Origin of the sequence: Paractinoplanes pyxinae (genome assembly GCF_026626335.1) — a bacterium.
GTDB classification, from domain to species: Bacteria; Actinomycetota; Actinomycetes; order Mycobacteriales; family Micromonosporaceae; genus Actinoplanes; species Actinoplanes pyxinae.
Map to the genome: position 1 here is coordinate 1 of NZ_JAPNTZ010000003.1, position 24,910 is coordinate 24,910.

Annotated in this window: 22 protein-coding genes; 18 read left to right on the forward strand and 4 right to left on the reverse strand. The window is 72.8% G+C overall.

Annotated elements, in window-relative coordinates:
• Positions 1–1,673, reverse strand: a 1,673-nt coding sequence (locus tag OWR29_RS08045; RefSeq protein ID WP_267561919.1) for a hypothetical protein, incomplete at its 3' end; no start/stop codon positions are given.
• A gap of 39 nt (positions 1,674–1,712) precedes the next feature.
• On the opposite strand from OWR29_RS08045, the gene OWR29_RS08050 reads away from it, so the two are divergent.
• Both OWR29_RS08050 and OWR29_RS08055 read left to right on the forward strand, forming a co-directional pair.
• Complete coding sequence (locus OWR29_RS08050) at positions 1,713–2,840, forward strand: tetratricopeptide repeat protein (protein ID WP_267561920.1); 1,128 nt, start codon at positions 1,713–1,715, stop codon at positions 2,838–2,840.
• Entirely contained in the window at positions 2,837–3,841 is a 1,005-nt protein-coding gene (locus tag OWR29_RS08055) for an HAD-IIA family hydrolase (protein ID WP_267561921.1), read from the forward strand. Before OWR29_RS08050 ends, OWR29_RS08055 begins: the two co-directional genes overlap by 4 nt.
• On the opposite strand, the gene OWR29_RS08060 is transcribed toward OWR29_RS08055, so the two are convergent.
• Positions 3,838–4,173, reverse strand: coding sequence for an alkyl sulfatase C-terminal domain-containing protein (locus OWR29_RS08060; protein ID WP_267561922.1), 336 nt, complete (start codon positions 4,171–4,173; stop codon positions 3,838–3,840). The genes OWR29_RS08055 and OWR29_RS08060 overlap by 4 nt on opposite strands.
• A 108-nt stretch (positions 4,174–4,281) precedes the next feature.
• Here OWR29_RS08060 and OWR29_RS08065 point away from each other — a divergent pair, with 108 nt between their 5' ends.
• The 14 genes from OWR29_RS08065 to OWR29_RS08130 all read left to right on the forward strand — a co-directional run bounded on the left by OWR29_RS08065 (position 4,282) and on the right by OWR29_RS08130 (position 21,032).
• Positions 4,282–5,118 (forward strand): phasin family protein, encoded by an 837-nt coding sequence (locus OWR29_RS08065; RefSeq protein ID WP_267561923.1) that lies wholly within the window; start codon positions 4,282–4,284, stop codon positions 5,116–5,118.
• 4 nt (positions 5,119–5,122) lie between these two features.
• The gene (locus OWR29_RS08070) at positions 5,123–5,464 is read left to right on the forward strand and encodes a hypothetical protein (protein ID WP_267561924.1); all 342 of its coding nucleotides are present in this window, start codon (positions 5,123–5,125) and stop codon (positions 5,462–5,464) included.
• Positions 5,461–6,309, forward strand: coding sequence for a TlyA family RNA methyltransferase (locus tag OWR29_RS08075; protein WP_267561925.1), 849 nt, complete (start codon positions 5,461–5,463; stop codon positions 6,307–6,309). The genes OWR29_RS08070 and OWR29_RS08075 overlap by 4 nt, the downstream gene beginning before the upstream one ends.
• Positions 6,306–7,199, forward strand: a complete 894-nt coding sequence (locus OWR29_RS08080; RefSeq protein WP_267561926.1) for an NAD kinase — start codon at positions 6,306–6,308, stop codon at positions 7,197–7,199. Before OWR29_RS08075 ends, OWR29_RS08080 begins: the two co-directional genes overlap by 4 nt.
• 53 nt (positions 7,200–7,252) lie before the next feature.
• The gene (recN, locus tag OWR29_RS08085) at positions 7,253–8,983 is read left to right on the forward strand and encodes a DNA repair protein RecN (protein ID WP_267561927.1); all 1,731 of its coding nucleotides are present in this window, start codon (positions 7,253–7,255) and stop codon (positions 8,981–8,983) included.
• A 121-nt stretch (positions 8,984–9,104) separates the two neighbouring features.
• Complete coding sequence (gene steA, locus OWR29_RS08090) at positions 9,105–10,283, forward strand: putative cytokinetic ring protein SteA (RefSeq protein WP_267561928.1); 1,179 nt, start codon at positions 9,105–9,107, stop codon at positions 10,281–10,283.
• An 18-nt stretch (positions 10,284–10,301) separates the two neighbouring features.
• A complete protein-coding gene (locus OWR29_RS08095) occupies positions 10,302–11,243 on the forward strand; it encodes a copper transporter (protein WP_267561929.1) in 942 nt (313 codons plus the stop codon).
• A 24-nt stretch (positions 11,244–11,267) separates the two neighbouring features.
• A complete protein-coding gene (locus tag OWR29_RS08100; RefSeq protein WP_267561930.1) occupies positions 11,268–12,101 on the forward strand; it encodes a hypothetical protein in 834 nt (277 codons plus the stop codon).
• Positions 12,098–13,828 carry a murein biosynthesis integral membrane protein MurJ gene (gene murJ, locus OWR29_RS08105; protein ID WP_267561931.1) on the forward strand — a complete coding sequence of 577 codons (1,731 nt, stop codon included), beginning with the start codon at positions 12,098–12,100 and terminating at the stop codon, positions 13,826–13,828. Before OWR29_RS08100 ends, murJ begins: the two co-directional genes overlap by 4 nt.
• 12 nt (positions 13,829–13,840) lie before the next feature.
• On the forward strand, positions 13,841–14,947 hold the full coding sequence (locus tag OWR29_RS08110; RefSeq protein ID WP_267561932.1) for a glycosyltransferase family 4 protein: 1,107 nt from the start codon (positions 13,841–13,843) through the stop codon (positions 14,945–14,947).
• Positions 14,944–17,166: a hypothetical protein gene (locus tag OWR29_RS08115; protein WP_267561933.1), complete on the forward strand. Its 2,223-nt coding sequence runs from the start codon at positions 14,944–14,946 to the stop codon at positions 17,164–17,166. The genes OWR29_RS08110 and OWR29_RS08115 overlap by 4 nt, the downstream gene beginning before the upstream one ends.
• A gap of 132 nt (positions 17,167–17,298) precedes the next feature.
• Entirely contained in the window at positions 17,299–18,978 is a 1,680-nt protein-coding gene (gene pyrG, locus OWR29_RS08120; RefSeq protein WP_267561934.1) for a CTP synthase, read from the forward strand.
• On the forward strand, positions 18,975–19,556 hold the full coding sequence (locus OWR29_RS08125; RefSeq protein ID WP_267561935.1) for an NUDIX domain-containing protein: 582 nt from the start codon (positions 18,975–18,977) through the stop codon (positions 19,554–19,556). Before pyrG ends, OWR29_RS08125 begins: the two co-directional genes overlap by 4 nt.
• Before the next feature lie 507 nt (positions 19,557–20,063).
• Positions 20,064–21,032, forward strand: coding sequence for a hypothetical protein (locus OWR29_RS08130; protein WP_267561936.1), 969 nt, complete (start codon positions 20,064–20,066; stop codon positions 21,030–21,032).
• A gap of 165 nt (positions 21,033–21,197) precedes the next feature.
• On the opposite strand, the gene OWR29_RS08135 is transcribed toward OWR29_RS08130, so the two are convergent.
• Positions 21,198–21,779 (reverse strand): TetR/AcrR family transcriptional regulator, encoded by a 582-nt coding sequence (locus OWR29_RS08135; protein ID WP_267561937.1) that lies wholly within the window; start codon positions 21,777–21,779, stop codon positions 21,198–21,200.
• Positions 21,780–21,839: 60 nt separating this feature from the next.
• Between OWR29_RS08135 and OWR29_RS08140 the strand changes: the two genes are divergently transcribed.
• Both OWR29_RS08140 and OWR29_RS08145 read left to right on the forward strand, forming a co-directional pair.
• Entirely contained in the window at positions 21,840–22,856 is a 1,017-nt protein-coding gene (locus OWR29_RS08140; RefSeq protein WP_267561938.1) for a glycoside hydrolase family 113 protein, read from the forward strand.
• A 157-nt stretch (positions 22,857–23,013) separates the two neighbouring features.
• Entirely contained in the window at positions 23,014–23,811 is a 798-nt protein-coding gene (locus tag OWR29_RS08145) for a cutinase family protein (protein ID WP_267561939.1), read from the forward strand.
• A 140-nt stretch (positions 23,812–23,951) separates the two neighbouring features.
• Here OWR29_RS08145 and OWR29_RS08150 read toward each other — a convergent pair whose 3' ends face one another.
• Entirely contained in the window at positions 23,952–24,896 is a 945-nt protein-coding gene (locus OWR29_RS08150) for an SAM-dependent methyltransferase (RefSeq protein ID WP_267561940.1), read from the reverse strand.
• Positions 24,897–24,910: the final 14 nt, after the last annotated feature.

Genomic DNA, 24,910 nt, shown 5'->3' on the forward strand with positions numbered 1-24,910 from the left:
CCAGCCGAGGGCCGCCCCGATTTCGGGGTCGGCCCTCGGCTGCTTTTGTGTGTTCGTACCCGAGTAACTTTGAACGTCGAGGCAAGCCCGCCATGTCGAGGGCCGGCCGTACCGGAAGGATTTGATCCGTGACTACTGGACCCCAGGACGAGGGCGACCGCCGCCCCCGCGACGAGGACCGTCAGGGCGGCCGTGGCCGCGATGGCGATCGTGGCGGCTTCCGGGGCGACCGGGGCGGTGACCGTGACCGCGGCGGTTACTCCGGTGGCGACCGTGGCGGCTTCCGAGGCGGCGACCGTGACCGAGGCGGCGACCGTGGTGGTTACCGCGGCGGCGACCGTGACCGGGGTGGTTACTCCGGTGGTGGCGACCGTGGCGGATTCCGGGGCGGGGATCGCGACCGTGGTGGCTACCGCGGCGGCGACCGTGACCGGGGCGGCTACTCCGGTGGTGGCGACCGCGGCGGATTCCGGGGTGGTGACCGCGACCGAGGTGGCTACCAGGGTGGCGGCTATCAGCGTGACGACCGCCGTGGTGTGACCGGCGGCGACCGCGACCGTGGCGGCTTCCGCGGCGACCGTCCCCAGGGCGGCTTCCGCGACCGTGACCGTGGCGGCTACCAGGACCGTCCGCAGGGCGGTGGCTTCCGTGACCGTGGTGACCGTCCGCAGGGTGGCGGCTTCCGTGACCGTGGCGATCGGCCGCAGGGTGGCGGGTTCCGCGACCGTGGCGACCGCCCTCAGGGCGGCGGCTACCAGGACCGTGGCCAGGGTGGCTTCCGCGATCGGGGTGACCGTCCGCAGGGTGGCGGCTTCCGCGACCGCGGTGACCGTCCGCAGGGTGGCGGTTTCCGCGACCGCGGTGACCGTCCGCAGGGTGGCGGCTTCCGCGACCGTGGCGACCGTCCGCAGGGTGGTGGGTTCCGCGACCGCGGCGATCGTCCTCAGGGCGGCGGGTTCCGTGACCGCGGTGACCGTCCGCAGGGTGGCGGCTACCAGGACCGTGGCCAGGGCGGCTTCCGCGATCGTGAGCGCGGCGGCTACCAGGACCGCGACCGTGGCGGCTACCAGGACCGGGGCGGCCGGCCGCAGGGCGGCGACCGCGGCGGATATCAGGACCGCTCGCAGGGTGGCGGCTTCCGCGACCGTGGTGGGTACCAGGACCGCGGCCGTGACGACCGCGGTGGTTTCCGGGGTGGCGACCGTCCGCAGGGCGGCGGCTACCGGGGCGACCGTGACTCCGGTGGCGCCCGAGGCAGCTACCAGGGCGGCTCCGGCGGCTACCGGGGCGACCGCGACCGTGGCGGCTACCAGGACCGTGAGCGCGGCGGCTACCAGGACCGGGGCGGCTTCCGTGACCGTCCCCAGGGCGACCGGCCGGGCAACCGCGGCGGCAGCGGCTTCCGCGACCGCCCGCAAGGCGACCGCCCCCAGGGTGACCGTCCGTACCGCGACCGTCCCCAGGGCGGCGACCGCGGCGGCTACCAGGACCGCGACCGCGGCGGATACCGCGGCGACCGTGGCCCGCGTGAGGGCGGCTTCCGCGACCGCGACGACCGTGGCCCCCGCGACCGCAACCGGGACGACCGTGGCTTCCGGGACCGTGACGACCGCGGCTTCCGCGACCGTGGCGACGCCACCCCGGGCGTACGGGACGACCGCGAGAGCCGGCACCCGGCCAACGACGAGCGGGGCGACGACCGTACGGCGTTCGTGGCCCCGGAGATCCCGGAGGACATCGAGGCGGCCGACCTCGACAAGGAGGTCCGCTCCGAGCTGCTGTCGCTGGCCCGCGAGATCGCCGACAAGGTCGCCCGGCACCTCGTCGCGGCCGGCCAGATCATCGACGAGGACGCCGAGCTGGCGCTGCAGCACGCGATTGCCGCGCGCCGCCTGGCTTCTCGGATCGCCGTCGTGCGCGAGGCCGTCGGCCTGGCCGCGTACGCCGCGGGGGACTGGACGACCGCCATCGCCGAGCTGCGCACCTACCACCGGATGACCGGGCGGCAGACGCACCTGGCCGAGCTGGCCGACTGCGAGCGCGCGCTGGGCCGGCCCGAGCGGGCGATCGACCTCTACCGGGGCGCCGACCTCGAGAAGATGGACAAGTCGGGGGCGATCGAGCTGCTGATCGTGGCGGCCGGCGCCCGCACCGACCTCGGTCAGGCCGAGGCGGCGGTGGCGATGCTGCAGGTCCGCGAGCTCAACGCCGACGAGGACGCCGAGTGGGCGGCGCGCCTGCGTTACGCGTACGCGGACGCCCTGCTTGCCGCCGATCGGCGCGAGGAAGCCCGGGAATGGTTCACCCGGGCCGCCGCGGCCGACGACGAGGGACTGACCGATGCGGCCGAGCGCCTGCTCGAGCTCGACGGCGTGACCCTCGAGGACGAGGACACCGAGCCCGCCGACGGTGACCGGCGCAGCGGCACGACCGCGAACGAGGAGGAGGCCGAGTTCGACGGCGACGAGCGGGCTGCCCTCGACGAGGACGAGGACGACGAGTTCGACGGCGACGACGACGAGCGGGCCGCCCTCGATGAGAACGACGACGACGACGACGAGTTCGAGGACGCGGACGAGGACGACAAGCCCGCGGCCCTGGACGACGAGTTCGAGGACGACGACGAAGACGACGAGGACGCGGACGAGGACGACGAGGTGGTCGCCGTGGCCGACACCGACGTCAACACCGACCCGGTAGCCGTCGAGGACGTCGCCGAGGAGCTCGAGGCCGACGCCGAAGAAAAGGCGGACGCCGAGAAGGCCGACCCCGAGAAGGCCGACGCTGAGAAGGCCGACGAGAAGCGCGAGCAGGCCGGCCCGGACAAGACCGCGGAGTGAGCGACGACCTGGTAGGCGGCTACGACTTGGTCATCTTCGACCTGGACGGAGTCGTCTACCTGATCGACGAGCCGATCGCCGGCGCCGTCGAGGCCGTCGGGAAGCTGCGCGACCGGAAAACTCCGGTGGCGTACGCGACCAACAACGCGTCCCGGCGGGCGGCCGACGTCGCCGCCAAGCTGACCGGCATGGGTGTCCCCGCGGAACCGGCCGAGGTGCTCACCTCGGCCGGGGCCTCGGCCACCGTGCTGGCCGAGAAGCTGCCCGCGGGCTCACCGGTGCTGGTGGTCGGGGCGGACGCGCTGCGGGACGAGGTGCGGGAGGCCGGCCTCACCCCGGTCGAGTCGGCCGACGACGAGCCGGCCGCCGTCGTGCAGGGCTACGGCCCGGACGTCGGCTGGCGCGTCCTCACCGAGGCTGCGCTGGCCGTGCGGGCGGGCGCCCTGTGGGTGGCCACCAACACCGACCGCACCCTGCCCAGCCCGCGTGGACCGCTGCCCGGCAACGGCTCGCTGGTGGCTGTGGTGCGCACGGCGCTCGACCGTGACCCCGACGTGGTGGTCGGCAAGCCGGGGCCGGCCCTGTTCACCACGGCCGCGTCCCAGTCGCACGCCCGGCACCCGCTGGCGGTCGGCGACCGGCTCGACACCGACATCCAGGGCGCCGTGGCGGCCGGACTGGACAGCCTGCTGGTGCTGACCGGCGTCAGCGGCCCGGCCGACCTGCTGGCCGCCGACGAGTCCAGCCGTCCCACGTACGTGGCCTCGGACCTTTCCGGCCTGTTCGGCCCGGCCGACGAGGTTCGGGTGCCGCTGGAGGCGGACGAGGCCGGTGGCTGGCGACTGACCCGCGACGGCGACACGGCGAAGCTGGACGGCTCCGGCGACCCGGTCGTGGCGCTGCGCCTGCTGTGCGCCGCCACGTGGTCCGGAGTGCCGCTGAGCGGCCTCCAGGCCACATCGGACGCGGCCCGCGCCCTGCTGGAGCGCTGGAACCTCTAGAGGAGCTTGCGCAGCTTCAGCAGGTCGAACGGGTTGGCCTTGACCTGGATCTGGCGCGAGGCGATGGCCCGGGTGATGTCGAGCCGGCCGGCGATCAGGGCCAGCAGGTCGTCGCTGTTCGCGATCAGCGCGATCTTCGCCTTCGGGTCGTCGCCGTCCGCGATATCGGTGAGCAGTCCGCCCGCGAGCTTGCCGTGGAAGGCCGTCTCGAGGTCGGGCACGCGGCACGCCAGCGTGCGGTCGAAGTCGAGGTGGCCGCGGGTCTCGGCATTGCGCTCGAGCCTTGCGGCCAGGTCGTGCAGAGCCTGCCGGCACTCGTCCACGGTGGCCATCTGAACCCTTTCGTCACGACACCCGGTACGCGTACCGCACCGTACCTCACGAAGTCCTGCGAACCGCCCGGTAGCGTGGCACCCGACGAGCCGCGAGAGGAGCGGAACATGCCGGACGCATGGCGGGCGTATCTGGAGATGGCGCTCGGACTGACCGAAGCACCGCGTAAGCGGGCCCAGAAGGTCGTGGGCGATGTGGTGAACCGTGGCGGCGCCACGGCCGCGCAGTTGCAGGGCCTGGTCGACGATCTGCTGTCGGCCGGCATGGCGAACCGTGAGGCACTGACCAACATCGTCCGCTACGAGGTGGACAAGGCGCTCGGCGTGGTCGGCCTGGCCACGGCCGAAGAGGTCACCGAGCTGACCACCCGCGTACGGGATCTGGAGCGGCAGCTGCGCGAGGCCGAGTCGCGCGCGCAGACCGGGATCGCGGCCGACGCGCCCAGCGAGGGCGTGGGCGGCACCCGGATCGACGAGCCGGCTCCGCGGCCCCGGGCGGCCAAGAAGGCCGTGGCCAAGGCCGTTCCCAACGCGATGCCGTCGGCGGGCACCACCCCGTCGCAGCCGCCGGCCAACACGCCGCGCGAGGCCCCGGCCAAGAAGGCCGTCGCCGCTCCGTCGGCGAACCCGCCGCAGGCGGCACCGGCCAAGAAGGCCGTCGCCAAGAAGACGGTGGCCAAGAAGGCCGTGCCGCCGCCGGACGAGGTGATCCCGGCCGACCAGAAGGCGACCGCGAAGATCGCCCCGGCCACGGCTCAGGCCGAGGCCCAGGGCGCGCGCCCGGCCAAGAAGACCGCGGCCAAGAAGGCGCCGGCGAAGAAGGCGGCCAAGAAGGCGGTGGCGAAGGCGACCCCACCGCCGCCGGCCGGCACGGCTGACTCACCCAACGCCGCCGTCCGCGACGCCGCAGCCGCCACCGAGCTGCCGCCGGCCACGGAGGCGTGAGCCGATGACGTTCCCGACGCCCGGCCCGACACCCGGCGGTTTCCGGCCCGGTCCGACGCCGGGCAACTTCCGGCCCGGGCCGCCGCCGGTGCCGCGGCCCCCGATGCACGCCCCGGGTCCGCACATCGCGCCGAGCCCACAGGGCGCCCCGAGCCCGCAGCCCGCGCCTCAAAGTGCGGTCGACCCGGACACCGGCGAGATCGTGCGCGAGACCGGCCACCCCGCGGTCGACGCCGTGCTGAGCGCGCTCGAGAACGCATCCCGGCTCGCCCCGTCCGAGCAGATCGCCGAGTACGAGGCGGCTCACCAGGTTCTCCAGGAGACCCTGGCGAGCATCGACCGGTGAAGCGGGCCCGGCTCGACGCCGAGCTGGTGCGCCGCAAGCTGGCTCGTTCCCGCGAGCAGGCGGCGGCGCTGGTCGAGGCCGGCCGGGTGCAGGTGCGCGGCACGGTGGCCCGCAAGGTGGCCGCGATGGTCGACCCGGCCGACCCGATCCTGGTCACCGGGGAGGATCCGGCCACCGAGTACGTCTCGCGGGGCGGGCACAAGCTGGCCGGGGCGCTCGCCGCTTTCGGCCCGCGCGGGCTCGCCGTCGAGGGGCGCCGGTGCCTCGACGCCGGCGCCTCGACCGGCGGGTTCACCGACGTGCTGCTGCGCGCCGGGGCCCGCCAGGTGGTGGCGGTCGACGTCGGCTACGGGCAGCTGGCCTGGCCCATCCGCACTGATGACCGGGTCGTCGTGTTCGAGCGGACCAACGTACGGGCCATCACGCCGGAGTCGATCGGCGGTCTCGTCGACCTCACTGTGGCGGATCTCTCCTTCATCTCGTTGCGGCTGGTGCTGCCCGCGCTGGCCGGCTGCACCGCTACCGACGGCGATCTCGCGCTCATGGTCAAGCCCCAGTTCGAGGTGGGGAAGGACAGGGTTGGTGCGGGTGGCGTCGTACGGGATTGGCAGTTGCGGGCGGAAGCAGTGCTCGACGTCGCGGCGGCTGCGTCCGAGCTGGGTCTGGGAGTGGCCGGGGTGACCGCCAGTCCGCTGCCGGGGCCGAGCGGCAACGTCGAGTTCTTCGTGTGGTTCCGCCGGGACGCCGCGCCCGCCGATCGAGCGGAGATCGAAGAAGTTGTCGCCGCCGGACCCGTGGGCAAGGTAGCTTCTGCCGGGCCGGAATCCCCCTTGGAGGACACATGACGCGCTCGGCCCTGCTGGTCACGCACACCGGCCGGCGGCAGAGCACGCAGCACGCCCGGACGGTGGCCCGGGACCTGCTGGCGGCCGGTTTCGAGGTCCGCGTGATCGCCGAGGAGGTGGCCGACCTCGATCTGCCGCCCGAGGTGACGACGGTGGACGCGCCCACGCCGGCCGCGGCCGAGGGCTGCGAGATCGTGCTGGCCATGGGCGGCGACGGCACGTTCCTGCGCGCGGCCGAGCTGGCCCGCCCGGTCAAGGCGCCGCTGCTCGGCATCAACCTGGGCAAGGTCGGCTTCCTGGCCGAGGCCGAGATCGACCACCTCGACGAGGCGGTCAAGGACGTGGTGTCCGGCAATTACAAGGTGGACGAGCGGCTGACGCTGGACGTCCGGGCCGAGTACGGCGGCCGCGTGATCGCCGAGTCGTGGGCGCTCAACGAGGTCAGCGTCGAGAAGGGCCAGCGCGCGCAGATGCTCGAGCTGCTGGTCGATGTGGACGGCCGGCCCCTGGCCCGGTACGGCTGCGACGGCGTGGTGTGCGCGACGCCGACCGGTTCGACCGCGTACGCGTTCTCGGGCGGCGGCCCGGTCGTCTGGCCCGAGGTCGAGGCGCTGCTGCTGGTCCCGATCAGCGCCCACGCCCTGTTCAGCAAGCCCCTGGTGACCGCGCCGACGTCGTCGTTCGCGCTGACCGTCGACCCCTACACCTCGTTCGCGGTGCTCTGCTGTGACGGTCGCCGCACCTGGGACCTGCCGCCGGGCGCGAAGGTCACCGTCGAGCGCGGTCAGCTTCCGGTACGCCTGGTCCGGCTGCAGCCGCGGCCATTCACCGACGTGCTCGTGGCCAAGTTCGCCCTCCCGGTGGAGGGATGGCGCGGCAACCGGCGGTAGTCGGGGGCCACGCCGGTGGGCAAATGTCGGGGGTCACCGATACTGTCTGCCCTGTGCTGGAGGAACTGCGCATCACCGGGCTCGGCGTCATCGACGACACGACGCTGCGGCTGACGGCGGGCATGAACGTCATCACCGGTGAGACCGGTGCCGGAAAGACCATGGTGGTGACCGGTCTGGGCCTGCTGTTCGGCGGCCGGGCCGACGCGGGCCGCGTCCGGGCCGACCCGGGCCGCGCGGTGGTCGAGGGCCGCCTGCGGCTGGCCGGCAAGCTGGCCGACGAGGTGACCACCCGCATCACCGACGCCGGCGGCGAGGTCGACGACGACGGTTCGGTTCTGCTGAGCCGCACGGTCACCATCGAGGGCCGCTCCCGCGCCCACGTCGGCGGCCGCAGCATGCCGGTGGCCATGCTCAGCGACCTGGGCGAGCGGGTGCTCGCCGTGCACGGCCAGTCCGACCAGCTGCGCCTGCTGCGCCCGGCCGAGCAGCGGGGCGCGCTCGACCGCTTCGCCGGCCCCGAGCACGAGAAGCTTCTCGAGACCTATCGCGAGGCGTACGGGCGCTGGCGCGCCGTGGTCGACGATCTGACCGACCGCCGCCGCAACGCCCGGGCCCGCTCGCAAGAGGCCGATCTGCTCAAGCTCGGCCTCGACGAGATCAGCCGGGTCGACCCCCAGCCGGGTGAGGACGACGATCTGCGCAACGAGGTGCAGCGGCTCGAGCATGCCGAGGGCCTGCGGGTCGCCGCCGCCCTGGCCGCCCAGGCGCTGGCCGGCGGGGTCGAGGTCACCGAAGAGACGCCGGACGCCACCCAGCTGCTGGGCACGGCCCGCCGCACGCTCGAGGCGCAGGCCCAGGTCGACCCGATGCTGGGCGAACTGGCCGCCCGCATCGAAGAGGCGGCCACCCTGGTCGGCGACGTGTCGTCCGAGCTGTCGGCCTATCTGGGCAGCCTCGACGCCGACCCGGCCCGGCTCGAGCAGATCTACGAGCGCCGCGCCGCGTTGCGCGCGCTCACCCGCAAGTACGCCGACGACGTCGAGGGCGTCATCGGCTGGGCCGAAGAGGCGCGGACGAAGCTGGCCGCGCTCGACTCGTCCGACGAACTGCTCGACGAGCTCGACAAGGAACGCCAGCGGCTCGAGGCTCAGGTGACCGAGCTGTCGACCCGGCTCACCGAGGCGCGCACCGAGGCCGCGGGCCGCTTCAGCGAGGCGGTCAGCGTCGAGCTCGCGGGTCTGGCCATGCCGCACGCGCGCGTCGAGGTCGCCGTGGTGCCGCGGGCGGCCGGCAAGGACGAACCGCCGATGGGTCCCGACGGGGCCGACGAGGTCGAGCTGCGGCTGCTGGCCCACCCCGGCGCCCCGTCGCTGCCGTTGCAGAAGGGCGCGTCCGGCGGTGAGCTCTCCCGGGTGATGCTGGCTATCGAGGTGGTGTTCGCCGGGGCCGGTGGCCCCGAGACGCTGGTCTTCGACGAGGTCGACTCCGGCGTCGGCGGCACGGCCGCGGTCGAGATCGGCAAGCGGCTGGCCCGGCTCGCTCGCTCCCATCAGGTGCTGGTGGTGACCCACCTGCCGCAGGTGGCCGCGTTCGCCGACCGGCACCTGGTCGTCGCCAAGGACACGGGCGGCGCCATCACCACCAGCGGCGTGCGCATAGTGGAAGAGACGGAACGCGCTCGCGAGCTGTCACGCATGCTGGCCGGGCTGCCCGATTCCGATCTGGGCATCGCCCACGCGGAGGAGTTGCTGGCCGTCGCGGGGCGTGAGAAACGGGTCTGACCAGCGGGTACGGCCATGGCACCATGGCCGTGGGGAACTAGCGGGGCGAATGCCCCTTTTGTGGGTGAGATCGCGCATGTCGCGTGCCAGGGGTGTGACGCGGCGTGTCAGGATGGCCGTGATGCGACTTCCCACCTTGCGCCGCGCGCGGAGCACCGATCCCGATGCCCTCGCCGGCACCGCCCGCCTCGACCGCCGGACCAAGCGTCTGACCGGTCGGTTGCGCCCGGGCGAGATCGCCGTGATCGACCACGTCGACATCGACCGGGTGGCCGCCGACGCGCTCGTCGCCGTCGGCGTGGCCGTCGTGCTCAACGCGAAGCCGTCGATCTCGGGGCGCTACCCCAACCTCGGTCCCGAGGTGCTCATCAAGAACGGCGTCGTGCTCATCGACGACCTCGGTGAGGAGATCTTCGAGAAGCTGCGCGAGGGCGATTCGGTGGTCGTCGACGGGGACACCGTGCTGCTCGACGGCGAGCCGGTGGCCACCGGCGTACGGCAGGACGCGGAAACCGTGGCCCGCTCGATGGCCGACGCCCGCGAGGGCCTGTCGGTGCAGCTCGAGGCGTTCGCCGCGAACACCATGGACTATCTGAAGCAGGAGCGCGACCTGCTGCTGGACGGCGTGGGCGTGCCCGAGGTGCAGACCCGCATCGCCGGCCGGCACGTGCTCATCGTGGTGCGCGGCTACGACTACAAGGACGACCTGGACGTCCTGCGGCCCTACATCCACGAGTACAAGCCGGTGCTGATCGGGGTCGACGGCGGAGCCGACGCGCTGGTCGAGTCCGGCTACACGCCCGACATGATCATCGGCGACATGGACTCGGTGACCGACGACGTGCTGCGCTGCGGGGCCGAGGTGGTCGTGCACGCGTACCCCGACGGCCGGGCCCCCGGGCTCGAACGCGTGCACAAGCTGGACGTGGCCGCGCTGACCTTCCCGGCCGCAGCCACCAGCGAAGACCTGGCCATGCTGCTGGCCGACGACAAGGGCGCCACCCTGATCGTGGCCGTGGGCACGCACGCCAACCTGGTCGAGTTCCTCGACAAGGGCCGCGGCGGCATGGCGTCGACGTTCCTGACCCGGCTCAAGGTCGGCGGCAAGCTGGTCGACGCCAAGGGCGTGAGCCGGCTCTACAAGCAGAACATCTCCGGCTCGGCGCTGCTGCTCCTGGTGCTGTCGGCGACGGCCGCGATGGCCTCGGCGGTCGCCGTGTCGACGGTCGGGAAGGCGTATCTGACCGTGGTTTCCGAGTGGTGGGACAATCTGGTCTTCCAGCTCGGGCACCTCTTCTGATCCTTACGGGGCATTGTCGTGATCAACTTCCGGTACCACGTGGTGTCGCTCACCGCGGTCTTCCTGGCCCTGGCCATCGGCCTGGTCGTGGGCACCGCCGCGCTCAACGGTCCGGTGGCCGACAACCTCAAGAGCCAGATCACCGCGCTGAACAAAGACCTCGGCAACAAGCGGGACGAGATCAACCAGTACCGCGAGGAGATCAGCCGCAGCCAGGAGTTCGCCACCGAGATCGCGCCGACCGTGCTCAACGGCCGGCTCGCCGGCCGCAAGCTGGCCGTGCTGGCCCTGCCCGGCACCGACCAGTACGCCGACAAGGTGATCAACATGCTGACGATCGCCGGCGCCACGATCACGGCCAAGGTCACGGTGCAGGACAAGTTCTTCGACCCGGCCATCCAGCTCGACCTGCTCGACCTGGCCAACGAGGCGTCGCAGCCGACCGTCCCGATCGCCGCCGTGCCGCTGAACAGCGACGGGGTCGAGACGGCCAGCGCCCAGCTCGCCCTCGCGCTGCTGCAGCGCAGCGGCACGACCACCACGCCGCCCTCCGCGAGCGATGTGACAGCGGTGCTGGCCGCCTACAGCGAGCAGAGCTACATCGCGGTCGACGACAAGGCGGTGGGCGGGGCCGAGGCCACCGTGATGATCACCGGCGCCCCGGCCGTCGACAAGGACGCCGCCAAGAAGGCCCAGTCGCTGGTCACCATGGCCACCCAGGTCAGCAAGAACCACCCGCTGGTGGTGGCCGGCGTCGGCGTGGGCGACGGCAACCTGATTTCGGCCGTACGCGGCGACCCGACGCTGGTCAAGTCGATCTCCACGGTGGACAACGCCAGCACGGCCGACGGTCAGGTGGCCACGGCCATGGCCACCGCCGAGCGCGTGGTCGACGACAAGGCCGGCCAGTACGGCCTGGCCGCCGGCGCCGCCTCGCTGGTGCCCAAGGCCGCCTCGTAGCACCGATTCTCTAAACTTCCCGCCATGGCAACCCTCCGTTCGTTCGGCGCCGGCGCGGCCGTGGCCCGGGCCGCTCTCGCCTGGATCCGTCGTGACCAGCACGCCGGCGCGCTCGAGCGCACGAACTTCCACGGCCGCACGGTCACCCTCGCGGGTGGTCCGGCGCTCGCCCTCGGCGCCACCACGGCCGCCGCACTGGGCGCGGGCAGCGGCCGGCTGGCTGCGGCCGCGGTCACGGCCGGCGCGGTGTCGGGCGCGGTCGGCCTGTACGACGACATCGTCGGCAACCGGCCCGAGCAGAAGGCGGCCAAGGGCTTCGCCGGTCACCTGGGCGCGCTGCGCGAGGGCCGGGTCACCAGCGGGCTGGTGAAGATCGCCGGGGTGGGCGCGGCCGGCCTGGTGGCCGGCGCGCTGATCGGCAGCGACCGGCCCAGCCGGGCCGGGCGTGCGGCCGACGTGCTGCTGGGCGCGGGTGTCATCGCCGGGATGGCCAATCTCGTCAACCTGCTCGACCTGCGCCCGGGCCGGGCCATCAAGGCCGGGGCGGTCATCGGCGCGCCGCTGGCCGTGGGCCGCCGCGGTGGCATCGCGGCGGGCACGCTCGGCGCCTCGGCCGCGCTGCTCCCCGACGACCTGGGCGAAGAGATCATGCTGGGCGACTCGGGCGCGAACGCGCTGGGCGCCCTGCTCGGCGTGGCCCTGGTGGCGCGCAGCGGCCCGGCCGGGCGGCTGGCCGCGCTGGCCGTGCTGGGCGCGCTGACCGCGGCCAGTGAGAAGGTCAGCTTCACCAAGGTCATCCAGGACACGCCGTGGCTCCGCGCCGTCGACGAGCTGGGCCGCCGCCCTCCGCAGGCGTGAGCGACACCCGCGGCGGCGGGCCCGGCGAGCCGCGAGGCGCGACCGCCGAGCCGGCCACGAGCAACGCCGAGCTTGACGCGAGGACCGCCGAGCCGGCCGCGAAGAACGCCGAACCTGACGCGAGGAACGCCGAGCCGGCCGCGACGAACGCCGAGCCGGCCGGGAGGATTGTCGGCCCTGGCGCGAAGATCGCGGGCGCGGCGGCGCTGATCACCGTGCTCACTGTGGTCGCGCGAATCGCCGGGTTCGGGCGGACCTTCGTCTTCCTGCACACCGTCGGCCACGAGGATCTGGCCGACATCTACAACGCCGCCAACACGATTCCCAACATCGTCTTCGAGCTGGTGGCCGGCGGCGCCCTGGCCAGCCTGGTCGTGCCGCTCCTGGCCGGCGCGGTCGCGGCCGGTGACCGGGAGCGGGTCAACGCGGTCGCGTCGGCGCTGCTCGGCTGGGTGCTCGTGCTTCTGGTTCCGCTGGCGATCCTCGTACGCCTCCTGGCCGGGCCGATAGCCGGGCTGCTGCCGGACGTGCCGGTCGAGCATCAGCAGACCGCGGCCGACATGCTCCGGGTGTTCTCGTGGCAGCTGCCGCTGTACGGCCTGGGCATCGTGCTGACCGGTGTCCTGCAGGCCCACCACCGATTCGCCTGGCCGGTCATCGCGCCGCTGCTGTCCAGCGTCACGGTGATGGGGGCCTATCTGGCGTACGCGTCGGTCGACGGCGCCGGGACCGACTTCCCGGGGCTGAGCAGCACCGGCGAGGCGATCCTGGCCTACGGCACCACCGCCGGGGTCGCCGTGCTCGCGCTCTGCCTGCTGATCCCGATTCTGAAGCTGCGCCTGCGGCTGCGGTGGACGCTGCGCTTCCCCGGCGACGAGGGCCGCCAGGCCGTCCGGCTCGGCTGGGCGGGTGCGGTCACCGTGGGGTCGCAACAGGTCATGCTCGTCGTGGCGATCGCCCTCACGGCCGGCGGAGGCCTCGCGCTCTACAACACCGCGCAGACCGTCTTCCTGCTGCCGTGGGCGGTGCTGGCCGTGCCGGTGGCCACCGCGGTCTATCCCTCGCTGTCGGCCGCCGCCAGCCACGGGGACGAAGCGGCGTACCGAAAAGCCCTGTCCACCAGCACGCGGTCGGTGATGCTGCTGGCCGGGCTGGGCGCGGCTGCCCTGATCGCGCTGGCCGGCCCGATCGCCTATCTGATCGGCGCCGCCCCCGCGTCGGGCGGCATCGTCGCCTTCGCGCCCGGCCTGCTCGGCTACGCGTTGTTCGCCCTTCTCTCGCGGGCGCTCTATGCGCGCGGGGCCACGGTTGCCGCGGCGGGCTCGACGGCGGCCGGATGGATCGTCGGCGCCGGCGTGGCTCTGATTCTCTCGCGGGCGGGTGACGACGTGTTCACGCTGGGGCTGGCCAATGCGGTCGCGATGTCGGTCATCGGACTTTTGCTGGTGCTGGCCGTCCGCCGGCACGCCGGGCCGGCCGCGCTCGCCGGGCTGGGCCGGATCACGCTGGTCACACTGGTCGCGGGCGGCCTGGCCGCGCTCGCCGGGTGGGGTGTGGTGGTGGGCGTGGGCCACCTGTTCGGCGACACCCCGCAGGCTGTTCCCAGCATCGTGCAAGGCATATTGGGTGGGCTCGCCGTGCTGGTGGCCTTCGTCGGCGCCGCCTATCCGATGGCCCGGCGCGATCTGGCGCCGCTGGCCCGCCGCCTGCGGCGCCGCGCGGCCTGAGAAGGAGGTTCCGTGGGCGACGACTGGCGGGGTTCGGTGGCTCTGGTGCTGGCCTCCAGCACGGGCGGCGTCGGCCAGCACGTCGCCTCGCTGGCCCGCGGCCTGGTCGCGGCCGGCTCCGAGGTGCTGGTGTGCGGCCCGGCGGCCACCGACGAGCTGTTCGGCTTCGCCGCCCTGGGCGCCACGTTCGTCCCGGTCGAGATCCCGGCCAGCCCGGGCCCGCAGGACGCCGGCGCCGTCCGTCAGATGCGCGCCGCCCTGTCCGCCCGCCGTCCCGACGTGGTGCATGCGCACGGCTTCCGCGCCGCCTTCGTCGCGCAGCTCGCACGCTCCGGCACGCCGCTGGTGGTCACCTGGCACAACGCCGTGCTCTCCCGCAAGGGGCTGCGCGGGCAGGCGTCCCTGCTGGTGGAAAGGATCGTCGCCCGCAGCGCGAGCCTCACCCTGGGCGCCTCGGACGACCTGGTCGAGCGGGCCACCGAGCTCGGCGCCCGCCGGGCCCGCCTCGGCGCCGTCGCCGCGCCCACCCTGCCCACGCCGAAGCGCACCCGCTCGGCCGTGCGGGCCGAGTTCCGGCTGCCCGCCGGCACCCCGCTGATCCTGTCGGTCGGCCGCCTGCACCCGCAGAAGCGCTACGACGTGCTGGTCGACGCGTCCGCCCGCTGGCGCGACCTCGACCCCCCGCCGGTGGTCGTCGTGGCCGGATCCGGGCCCAGCTACATGTTCCTGGCCCAGCGGGCGTCGCAGAAGCACGCGCCGTTCCACCTGCTCGGCCGGCGCAACGACGTGGCCGACCTGCTGCTCGGGGCCGACCTGGCCGTGATCACCAGCGACTGGGAGGCCCGCCAGCTGTTCGCGCAGGAGGTGCTCGAGGCCGGGGTGCCCCTGATCAGCACGGCCGTGGGCGGACTGCCGGGACTGGTCGGCGACGCGGCCGTCCTGATTCCGCCCGACGACGTCGACGCGCTCGACAACGCCGTACGGGAAATGCTTTCCGATTCTGATCTGCGGGCCGACTATGCCGCCCGAGGGCCGGCGCGGGCCGCCACCTGGCCCCGCGAGGCCGACACCGTGGCCGACGTCCTGAAGGCGTACGCCGAAGTGACGGGCCGTTCGTGAGAGTTCTTGACCGCCTGCGACGAGTCCGGCCGGCGTCGATGCCGGTCCGGCGGCGCGTGGCGACGTGGGTGCCCTACCTGATGGTGGCGCTGATCGCGGTGGCCGGCATCGTCGGGCTGACGATCCGCCCGGCCACCGACAACAACACCGGCACCGCCGACTACGTGATCGTGGCCGGATCGGCCGGTCTGCGCTGGGACGACCTCGACCCGCAGCGCACGCCCACGCTCTGGTCGGAGGCGTCGAAGGGTTCGATCGGGTGGCTCTCGGTGCGCTCGGCGATGCGGGTGACCTGTCCCTCCGACGGGTGGCTGACACTGGGCGCGGGCAACTACGCGGCGTGGCCCCGGCACACCACGGGAAGCCAGTGCGAGCCGGCCGCGCCCGCGCTCACCCAGCCCGACGATATCGGCGCCAACCTCACCGACCAGCGCTCGGTCGTTCAGGACAATCAAGACCGGCTTCCGTACGGGGCGGTTCCCGGCGCCCTGGCCGAGTCGGTGCGCTGCACGTACGCGTTCGGCCCGGCGGCGGCGATGGCGGCCGCCCGCCCGTTCGGCCGCGTCGACAAGTACCAGCCGTCCCTGCCCGCCGACGCCACCGGCCTGCTGTCGGAGTGCAACCTCAGCATCGTCGACCTGGGAACCATCTCGGGCAGCGGCGCCCAGCGGCAGGAGCAGGTGCGCGCGGCCGACGCCATCCTGGCCCGGATCGTCGCCGCCCGCCCGCAGCGCTCTCTGCTCATGGTGGCCGGCGTGTCCGACACCGAGCGTTCCTCGCGCCTGCACGTGGCCATCGCCGAGGGGGAGGGCTGGAACGGCGGCTGGCTGACCTCGGCCGGCACCGGCCGCGACGGCTACCTGCAGCTCATCGACCTGGCCCCGACGGTGCTGACGGCCCTGGCCAAGCCCGCGCCCGAGAAGCTGTTCGCCGGGCGCACGGCCGCGGTGGTCGAGGGACGACCGGCCGACGTCGCCGACGCCATGCTGGGTGTGCACAACGCCGACCACCGCTCGGTGGCCCAGAACGCGGTGGCCGGCATCTTCTTCAAGGTGCTGGCCGGGCTTCAGATCCTGATGTTCCTGCTGGCCGTGCCCGTGATGGTGCGGGCCCGCCGGCACACCGGGCCGCGGGGACCCGCGCTGCCCTCGGCCCGGCTGGTCGCCGTCCTCGAACTGGCCCTGATCGCCGCCGCGCTGGCCATCCCGGCCGCGCTGCTGGCCGACGCCACCCCGTGGTGGCGCTACGGCCATCCGGCCTGGGTGTTCGGCAGCGTCACGGCCCTGTTCATCGTGATCGGCACCGCGCTGGTGCGGCTGGCGCCCCGCTACGGGCGCACGCTGTGGCCGCTCGGGGCGACCGCCGGCATCGGGGCCGTGGTCGTCGGCTTCGACCTCCTCACCGGCGCGCAGCTGCAGCTCAACGGCGTGGCCGGCTACTCCGCGGTGTCGGGTGGCCGGTACGCCGGGGTAGGCGGCGTCGGGCTCGGGGTCTTCGTGGCCGGGTTGCTCGTGCTGGCCGGCTCGCTGGGCCAGTGGATCGCCAAGCCGTGGCGGCCGGTCGTGGTGGTGCTGATCGGCGGCGTCGGCGTGGTCATCGTGGGCAGCCCGTACCTGGGCGCCGACCCGGTGGGCGCGATCGCCGTGACGGCCGGGGTCTGCGTGGCCGCCGCCATCACCACGGGCGGCTGGCTGACGTTCTCGCGCTTCGCCTGGGCCGCGCTGGCCGGGCTGGCCGTCACCATCGGCTTCGCGGTGGTCGACCTGCGCCGCCCGGCGGCCGACCAGGGCATCGTGGGGCGGCTGCTGACCGAACTGGGCAACGGCACCGCCGGGCCGGCCATGCAGCGCGCGGCCGCCGCCAACGGGCAGGCCCTGCTGGACAGCCCGCTGACGTTCCTGGCCGTGGCCGGGGTGCTGATGCTCGCGTTCTGCCAGTTCTCGCCGTGGGGCGGGCTCAACCGGCTCTTCGGGCTGCATCCGGCGCTACGGGCGGCCGGGGCCGGGGTCACCGTGGCCGTCCTGATCGCGGGCGTGCTCAACGGGTCGGCGCTGACTGTGGCCGGGGCGGCCGCGGCCACCGCCGTGCCGACGGCCGTGCTCACTGCGCTCCGGGTACTGCTGCACGCCGCCGACCGTACGAGACCGGAGGGTGAGACCGACGGCCCGGGCGGACCGGCGTTGCGCGTTCCGGCGCATGATCGTGGCTCCTCTGGGTAGGCGCGCGATTGCGGACACGCGTCACCACCAGCCCGAACGTGCGGCCGCCGCCGCAGGTGTTACGGTGGACTCCCGTGGATGGGGCCTCGGCCCCGGCCGCAGTCACAATCAGGCGACCACGGGAGCAGGGCCTTGGCCTCAACAGCGCGCGACACGCGGCACATCTTCGTCACCGGGGGCGTCGCCTCCTCGCTGGGCAAGGGCCTCACCGCCTCCAGCCTCGGTAATCTTCTGACCGCGCGCGGGCTCCGGGTCGTCATGCAGAAGCTCGACCCCTACCTGAACGTCGACCCCGGCACGATGAACCCATTTCAGCACGGCGAGGTCTTCGTGACCGAGGACGGCGCCGAGACCGACCTCGACGTCGGCCACTACGAGCGCTTCCTCGACCGGTCGCTGTCCGGCAAGGCCAACGTGACCACCGGCCAGGTCTACTCGGCGGTCATCGCCCGCGAGCGGCGCGGCGAATACCTCGGCGACACCGTCCAGGTGATCCCGCACATCACCAACGAGATCAAGTCGCGCATCTTCGCGATGGCCGACCCCGACGAGTCCGGTCGCCGGCCCGACGTCGTCATCACCGAGGTCGGCGGCACGGTCGGCGACATGGAATCCCTGCCCTTCCTCGAGGCTATCCGCCAGGTGCGGCACGAGGTCGGCCGCGACCACGTCTTCTACCTGCACGTCTCGCTGGTGCCCTACCTGGCTCCGTCGGGCGAGCTCAAGACCAAGCCGACCCAGCACTCGGTGGCGGCGCTGCGCAACATCGGCATCCAGCCCGACGCGCTCGTGTGCCGCAGCGACCGTGAGATCCCCGAGAAGCTGAAGCACAAGCTGGCGCTCTACTGCGACGTCGACCGGGAGGCCGTCGTCGCCGCCCCGGACGCGCCCAGCATCTACGACATCCCGAAGGTGCTGCACCGCGAAGGGCTTGACGCTTACGTCGTACGGCGTCTGGGTCTGTCCTTCCGCGACGTCAACTGGACACAGTGGGACGACCTGCTGCACCGCGTGCACCACCCGAAGCGGACGATCACCATCGCGCTCGTCGGCAAGTACGTCGACCTGCCCGACGCGTACCTGTCGGTCAGCGAGGCCATCCGGGCCGCCGGCTTCGGCAACAACGTCAAGATCCAGCTGCGCTGGGTGCCGAGCGACGACTGCGAGACCACGGCCGGCGCCGCCGCGGCCCTCAAGGGCGTGGACGGCATCGTGATCCCCGGTGGCTTCGGCGTCCGCGGCATCGAGGGCAAAATCAACACTTCCCGGTACGCGCGGGAGAACCAGATCCCGATTCTGGGCATCTGCCTCGGTCTGCAATGCATGACGATCGACGCCGCCCGCCACCTGGCCGGGCTGGCCGGGGCCAACTCGCTCGAGTTCGACGAGCAGGCGCCGTACCCGGTGATCTCGACGATGGCCGACCAGGAGGACATCGTGGCCGGCAAGGGCGACCTGGGCGGCACGATGCGCCTGGGCGCCTACCCGGCCGCGCTGACCGAGGGCTCGGTCGTGGCCGAGGTGTACGGCTCGACCGACATCAGCGAGCGGCACCGCCACCGCTACGAGGTCAACAACGACTACCGGGCCAAGCTGGCCGACGCCGGCCTGGTCTTCTCGGGCACGTCGCCGGACGGCCGGCTCGTCGAGTTCATCGAGCTCGACCGGGCCACCCACCCGTACTTCGTGGCGACCCAGGCCCACCCCGAGCTGAAGAGCCGCCCCACCCGCCCCCACCCGCTGTTCGACGGCCTGGTCAAGGCGGCCGTCGAGTACGCGGCGGCCGACGAGCTGCCGGTGGAAGCGTCATGACGTTCGTCAACGAGACCCGCTCGCGCGTCTCGCGGTACGAGGGCCCGATCTTCACGGTCTTCACCGACGAGGTGACGATGTCGTCCGGCGGCACAGCCAAACGAGACGTCGTGCAGAACAAGGGCGCGGTCGGCGTGGTCGCCCTCGACGACGTCGGCCGGGTCGTGCTGATCAAGCAGTACCGGCACGCGGTGAACCAGCGCCTGTGGGAACTGCCGGCCGGCCTGCGCGACGTGAGCGGCGAGGCCGCGTCGGTGACCGCGGCCCGCGAGCTGGCGGAGGAGGCCGACCTGCGGGCCGGCCTGTTCCACCTGCTGATCGACATGCACACGTCGCCCGGCTTCTCGAACGAGACGATCCGCCTCTACCTGGCCCGCGAACTGACACCCGTGCCCGACGAGGAGCGCTTCGAGCGTACGGACGAAGAAGCCGACCTGGAGATCGCCTGGATCGACCTCGACGAGGCCGTAGCCATGATCTTCCGCGGCGAGATCACCAACGCGGCCGCCGTCGGCGGCCTGCTCGCGGCCGCCCGCGCCCGCGACGAAGGCTGGGCCACGCTGCGCCCCGCCGACTGACTCGGCCGACGCGGGCCGGCCGCCACCGGCCCGCGCCTGCCGATATGCCGGCGCCCACCCCCAGGGGACGCCGCATTCCCTGCGCCACAACGGTTTTACGCTTCAGCCACTGTGGACTGACGGCAATCATGTTCTCCCGCGTTCCTGATCCCGGCAATCTGCCGTTCGGCGATGCCGGAGGCGCTTGGCGGCCGTCGTCTCCAACCGTTCAGGTGAGCCGGTGGGCACACGTCAACCGCTAGGTCGCGTCCCGTCGATCACACATAGGGGCGAGGCGCCGCCTGGGCCCCGCGATGGGGCTCGACGACGCCCACGGGAGTCGGTGACCCACTGAGCCGGGCGGTAATTTTCAAGATTTTCTTTTGAGGGTGCTGAGCTGGGGATTTATGGCGGAGCTAAGGGCGAAATGGGGGGTGTGCGGGGGTGGGGCGTTGAACCGGGCGGCGGGTGAGGGCCGTACTGCGGCGCAACACCGGTGACATCGACGTCCAACGACGAGGAGTGGTCATGAGGTCCCGCACGTACCGACGACGGAACGACGGCAACCGGCGCAAGACGATCGGCGCGGTGGTGGTCGCGGGTGTGGTCGTCGCCATGGGTGTGACCGGGCTTCAGCTGGCCTCGGCGTCCACCGACCCCAAGGCCGTGAACCTGGTGACAGTGGACGGTCAGCAGTTCGACGTCTCGAAGTGTGCGGACGTGCAGGTCAACGCGGGCGCGGTGGTCTGTGACGGCGAGGAGCTGGCGCCGGTCGAGCAGCAGGCGCCCGGTGACGCGGCAGCCGCCTCGGCGGCAGCGCTCGAGACGGCGTGTGACACGTTCGCGGCCGATGCGGCGGCGGCCGCGGGCGAAGGCGAGCAGGCGGGCGAAGGCGAGCAGGCGGGCGAGGAAGCGGCGCCCGGATCGCCGGCGGCCAAGGCGGCCAACAAGGCGCAAGCCAAGAAGTGGGCCAAGGTGCTGAAGGCCCGTGCGGCGGCCAAGGGTGAGAAGGCGGCGGGCGCGGGCAAGGGCAAGGCGGCCGGCGGCGAGAAGGCCGGCGAGGAAGCCGGTGCGGGCCAGGAGGCCGGTGCCGGCGAGGAAGCGGGCGCGGGCGAAGAGGCCGGTGCCGGCGAGGAAGCCGGTGCGGGCGAAGAGGCCGGTGCTGGTGAAGAGGCCGGTCAGGGTGAGGACGCGGGCGCCGGTGCGGCTGACGCGGCGGCCAAGGCTGTCGCTTCGGCTCAGCAGAGCCTGCTGCAGGCCTGCCTGGCGCTGGCCGACGTGAAGGCGGCGGCCGGGATCGGCGCCGGCGGCGACGCCGGTCAGGGCGAGGACGCGGGCGCCGGTGAGGAAGCCGGCCAGGGCGAGGACGCCGGTGCCGGTGAGGAAGCCGGTCAGGGCGAAGAGGCCGGTGCTGGCGAAGAAGCCGGTGCGGGCGACGAGGCGGGCGCCGAGGGCGGCGCCGCCGACGAAGGCGCAGCTCCGGCCGCGAAGAAGTAAGGCGTACGGGGGCGCGGCTCCGGCTGCGAAGAAGTAAGGCGCGCGGCGAGGAAGTAAGGCGCGCGAGAAAACGAAGCAGTAGCCAGCCCGCGAACGGCGGCGGTGTGGGGACCATCCCGGCCCACACCGCCGCTTTGCTTTGCGGGCCTGCGCCAAGCGCGGCAGTCAGCTGTGGCCGCGGACCAGGGGCAGGAACACCTCGTCGACTATTTCGACCAAGACCTCGTCGGGAACGGACGGGATACCGCGCATCGCGTACTCGGCGCGCAGCAGCATCATCGGCGTCGCCGCTACGCGGGGATGGACGGCCGCGGCAGGCGCCTCGCCCCGGGTCACGGCTCGTTCGAGCATGGTGAGCCAGGCGCGGTCCATGGTGTCCACACCGGAACGCTCTCGCATGAGGGCTATGAGCTGTGGATCGTCGGCTGCGGCGGCGAGCAGGCCGCGCAGGATGGCTCCGTGCGGTGACGACCACGTCTCGTTCGCCTGCCGCAGCATCTCGAGGGCGTCGGTCCGTAGGGAGCCCGTGTCCGGGGCAGGCATCGCGGCGTCGGACAGGTGGCGGTAGGCCGCGATGCCCAGCGCCGCGCGGTGCGGCCACCGGCGGTAGATGGCGTTCTTGTTCGTCCCGGCGCGGGCGGCGACCCGGTCCATCGTCATTCCCGCGTAGCCGGACTCGCGTAGTTCCTCCGCCGCGGCGAGGAGGATCGCTCGCTCCAGTTCCTCGCCTCGGCGTCTTGTGCCCATGCCTTGTAGGGTACCGACCGTACCGTATAGGGTACTCGGCGTACCTTAATGGGGGTCTCGATGCGCTTCGGCATGAACTACGACACCGGGTTCGTGAGTGGTGGGTCCACGACGCACGAGCCGTTCGACCTGGGAACCGTACGGCGTGATCTGCGGGTCATTCGCGAGGAGTTGCACTGCGACGCGGTGCGCATCACCGGCGGCATTCAGGACCGGCTGGAGTTGACCGCGCGGCTGGCTGCCGAAGTGGGGCTCGAGGTCTGGTATTGCCCGTTCACCAATGGTCTGGACCGTGACGGGCTCCTGGCGTTCCTCCTCGACGGTGCCGAGCGGGCCGAACGGCTGCGGCGCGGCGGCGCCTCGGTCGTGTACCTGACCGGTTCCGAGATCTCGATGTTCACCGACGGCTTCCTACCGGGGCGCGACCTGGCCGAGCGGATGGCGCTGTTCGCCGATCCGATGCGGATGCGAAAGGCGGTTCCGGCCGCGCAAGCCGCCTTGCGGGACTTCTTCGCAGAGGCAGTGCCCGCGGTGCGCGAGCGCTTCGGCGGGCCCGTCGGATACGCCTCGATCCCGCTGGAGGGCGTCGACTGGGCGCCGTTCGACATCATTGCCAGCGACGCCGGCTACCGCGATGCGAGCAACGCGGCGGCGTTCCCGCAGAGCCTGGCGGCGGCCGTGGGACAGGGCAAGCCTTACGCCGCGACCGAGTTCGGCTGCTGCACGTTCCGCGGTGCGGCCGACGTCGCGGGCACGGCCGAACCGGTGACATTCGACGAGCGCGGCCGCGCGGTGAGCCTCACCGCTCCGCTCGAACGGGACGAGGAGGGGCAGGCCCGCTACGTCGTGGACCTGCTGCGCGACTACGAGGCGGGCGGGGTGGAGGCGGCATTCGTCTACACCTTCGCGAATCGTCATCTGCCGACCACTGACGATCCCGAGCACGACTACGACTTGGCCGCGCGCGGGATTGTGCGAGTGCTGCCCGATGGAAGCTGGACGCCCAAGGCCGCTTTTCAGGCGATTGCCGAGTACGGTCGTTCGCGCGCACTTCGACGGCCGGCCGCACCATTCTGAGACGGCCATCTCAATTCGCTGACCAGCGGCGATGCAATTCGATCAATGCGACGGATTTTCTCCTGAGTCCCGTCCCGATCCGTTTTCCCGGCCGCCCCCGTACTGGGTGGCAGCGGCCGGCCGAAGGTCGATCGCGGGGATGAAGGAGGGCAAGGAAATGGCGAGAAGGCGTGTGGGGGCAGGAAAGCGCAGGCGGTTCCTGACCATCGGCATTTGTGCGGCCGTGGTGGCGGCGGGCGCGGTCGTGACGCCGCAGGCGTTCGCGGGTACGACGGGTGGCTCGGCGGCCAGTGCCGGCGGCGGCTCGTTCTTCGAGCGGTTGCGGGCCCGGTTCAACCAGGGCGGCGCGGGCAACGGCGGCAACGCGGGCGGCGGCAACGCCGGCGGGCAGAACGGGGCCGGCTGCTCCGATGTGGAGCTGGTCTTCGCTCGCGGCACAGGCGAGCCGCAGGGGCTGGGCATTCTGGGGCGTCCGCTGGCTCAGGCGCTCGCCGACGAGCTTCCCAACCAGACGGTTGGTTCGTTCGCGGTCGTCTACGCGGCGGCCAGCAACCAGCAGAGCGCCGGGCCGGGCGCCACCAACATGACCCAGCACATCCAGCAGGTGGCGCAGAGCTGCCCCGAGACGCAGTTCGTGATCGGTGGCTACTCGCAGGGCGCGACCGTCACCGACATCGCGATCGGCATCCGCGGCGTGGGCACTCAGGGCCAGGCCATCCCGGCCAACCTGCGGGACAAGGTCGCGGCCGTGGTGGTCTTCGGCAACCCGTTGGGCATCCGGCGGCAGACGATCGCCCGGGCCGCTCCCGAGTTCGCCGACCGCGCCGTGGAGTTCTGCGCCACCGGCGACCCGGTCTGCGGCGGCGGCAACAACTTCGCGGCCCACCTCTCGTACGCCCGCAACGGCGACGTGCCCGAGGGCGCCGAGTTCGCCGCCGGCAAGATCGGCGGCTGAAAGCCGGCGAGGCGGGCCGGTCACCCTCGGAAGTGATCGGCCCGCCCCGCCCTTCAAAAGGCCCGGCCGAAGAGCGCCCGGCCGAAGAGCGCCCGGCCGAAGAGCGCCCGGCCGAAGAGCGCCCGCTCCGGAATCCAGGACTAGTGCAGCGGTCGGCGGAGCAGAGCGACCGGCCCCAAGTCGGTCCGCACAGTGCGGATGAGCTCGAACCCGGCGGCCGACAATTCGAGCGCGACGTCGTCGATCGGCTTGGCGAACGGCAACTGCTGAGCCTCCGCCACGAGCCGCCGCAGAGGCGCATCGGGTCCGTCGAGTTGCTGCACCAGCAGATAGCCGCCCGGCCGCAGGCTCCGCAGGATCATCGCGATCGTCGCCGCCCGCACCGGCACCGGGAAGAACGGCTGCGCCCAGAAGGCCGCGTCGAACGCCGCGGGCTCGTCGAAGTCGCGGGCGTCCAGCACCCGCACGTCGATCCGGTCGCTGACTCCGAGTTCCGAGGCTCGCTCAGCCGCGACTGCCGCCACCGTAGGCACCACCTCGATGGTCGTGGCCCGCATGTGCGGCAGCACGGTGGCCGCGCTCAGCACGAACCCGCTCACTCCGCTGCCCACGTCGAGCAGCCGGCCGTCGGCCATCGCTGCCCACATCTCCGGCGCCGACTCGAACAGCGCCTCGACCAGCGCGCCCGCTCCCGGGGCGGACGGCCGCAAGGCGTTGGCCCGGGCGACGACGAGAGCATCCGACGGGGTGAGCGCACCCTCGCCCGTACGCGTGATCGAACCGACCAGCCGGGCTCGGAGCACAGCCTCGTCGATCTGGGCGGCGAAGTCGACCAGCCCGCCCAGCGCCCCCGCCATGTCCTCGGTGAGCCGGAACCGCCCGTCCGCCTCCTCGGCCACACCGTGCGCCACGAGAGCGGCGAGCACGTTCCCGGCCGTACGCGCCGGAAGGCCCGAAAAGTCCGCGAACTCCTCCGCCGTACGCGCTGACGCCAGGTACGTCGTATACCCCTTCTCTTGCGCCGCGCTCAGCAAGGCCAGCGCCTGCGCACCCCGGGCCCATGACGCCAGCGATTCAGTCACCATGTCCGGCATGATCG

Excerpts from the sequence above, each read along its gene's own strand:
- OWR29_RS08060 (WP_267561922.1), bottom strand. The coding sequence starts at position 4,173 with ATGGCCACCGTGGACGAGTGCCGGCAGGCTCTGCACGACCTGGCCGCA.
- OWR29_RS08065 (WP_267561923.1), top strand. The coding sequence starts at position 4,282 with ATGCCGGACGCATGGCGGGCGTATCTGGAGATGGCGCTCGGACTGACC.
- OWR29_RS08070 (WP_267561924.1), top strand. The coding sequence starts at position 5,123 with ATGACGTTCCCGACGCCCGGCCCGACACCCGGCGGTTTCCGGCCCGGT.
- OWR29_RS08080 (WP_267561926.1), top strand. The coding sequence starts at position 6,306 with ATGACGCGCTCGGCCCTGCTGGTCACGCACACCGGCCGGCGGCAGAGC.
- steA (WP_267561928.1), top strand. The coding sequence starts at position 9,105 with ATGCGACTTCCCACCTTGCGCCGCGCGCGGAGCACCGATCCCGATGCC.
- OWR29_RS08100 (WP_267561930.1), top strand. The coding sequence starts at position 11,268 with ATGGCAACCCTCCGTTCGTTCGGCGCCGGCGCGGCCGTGGCCCGGGCC.
- OWR29_RS08125 (WP_267561935.1), top strand. The coding sequence starts at position 18,975 with ATGACGTTCGTCAACGAGACCCGCTCGCGCGTCTCGCGGTACGAGGGC.
- OWR29_RS08130 (WP_267561936.1), top strand. The coding sequence starts at position 20,064 with ATGAGGTCCCGCACGTACCGACGACGGAACGACGGCAACCGGCGCAAG.
- OWR29_RS08135 (WP_267561937.1), bottom strand. The coding sequence starts at position 21,779 with ATGGGCACAAGACGCCGAGGCGAGGAACTGGAGCGAGCGATCCTCCTC.
- OWR29_RS08140 (WP_267561938.1), top strand. The coding sequence starts at position 21,840 with ATGCGCTTCGGCATGAACTACGACACCGGGTTCGTGAGTGGTGGGTCC.
- OWR29_RS08145 (WP_267561939.1), top strand. The coding sequence starts at position 23,014 with ATGGCGAGAAGGCGTGTGGGGGCAGGAAAGCGCAGGCGGTTCCTGACC.
- OWR29_RS08150 (WP_267561940.1), bottom strand. The coding sequence starts at position 24,896 with ATGGTGACTGAATCGCTGGCGTCATGGGCCCGGGGTGCGCAGGCGCTG.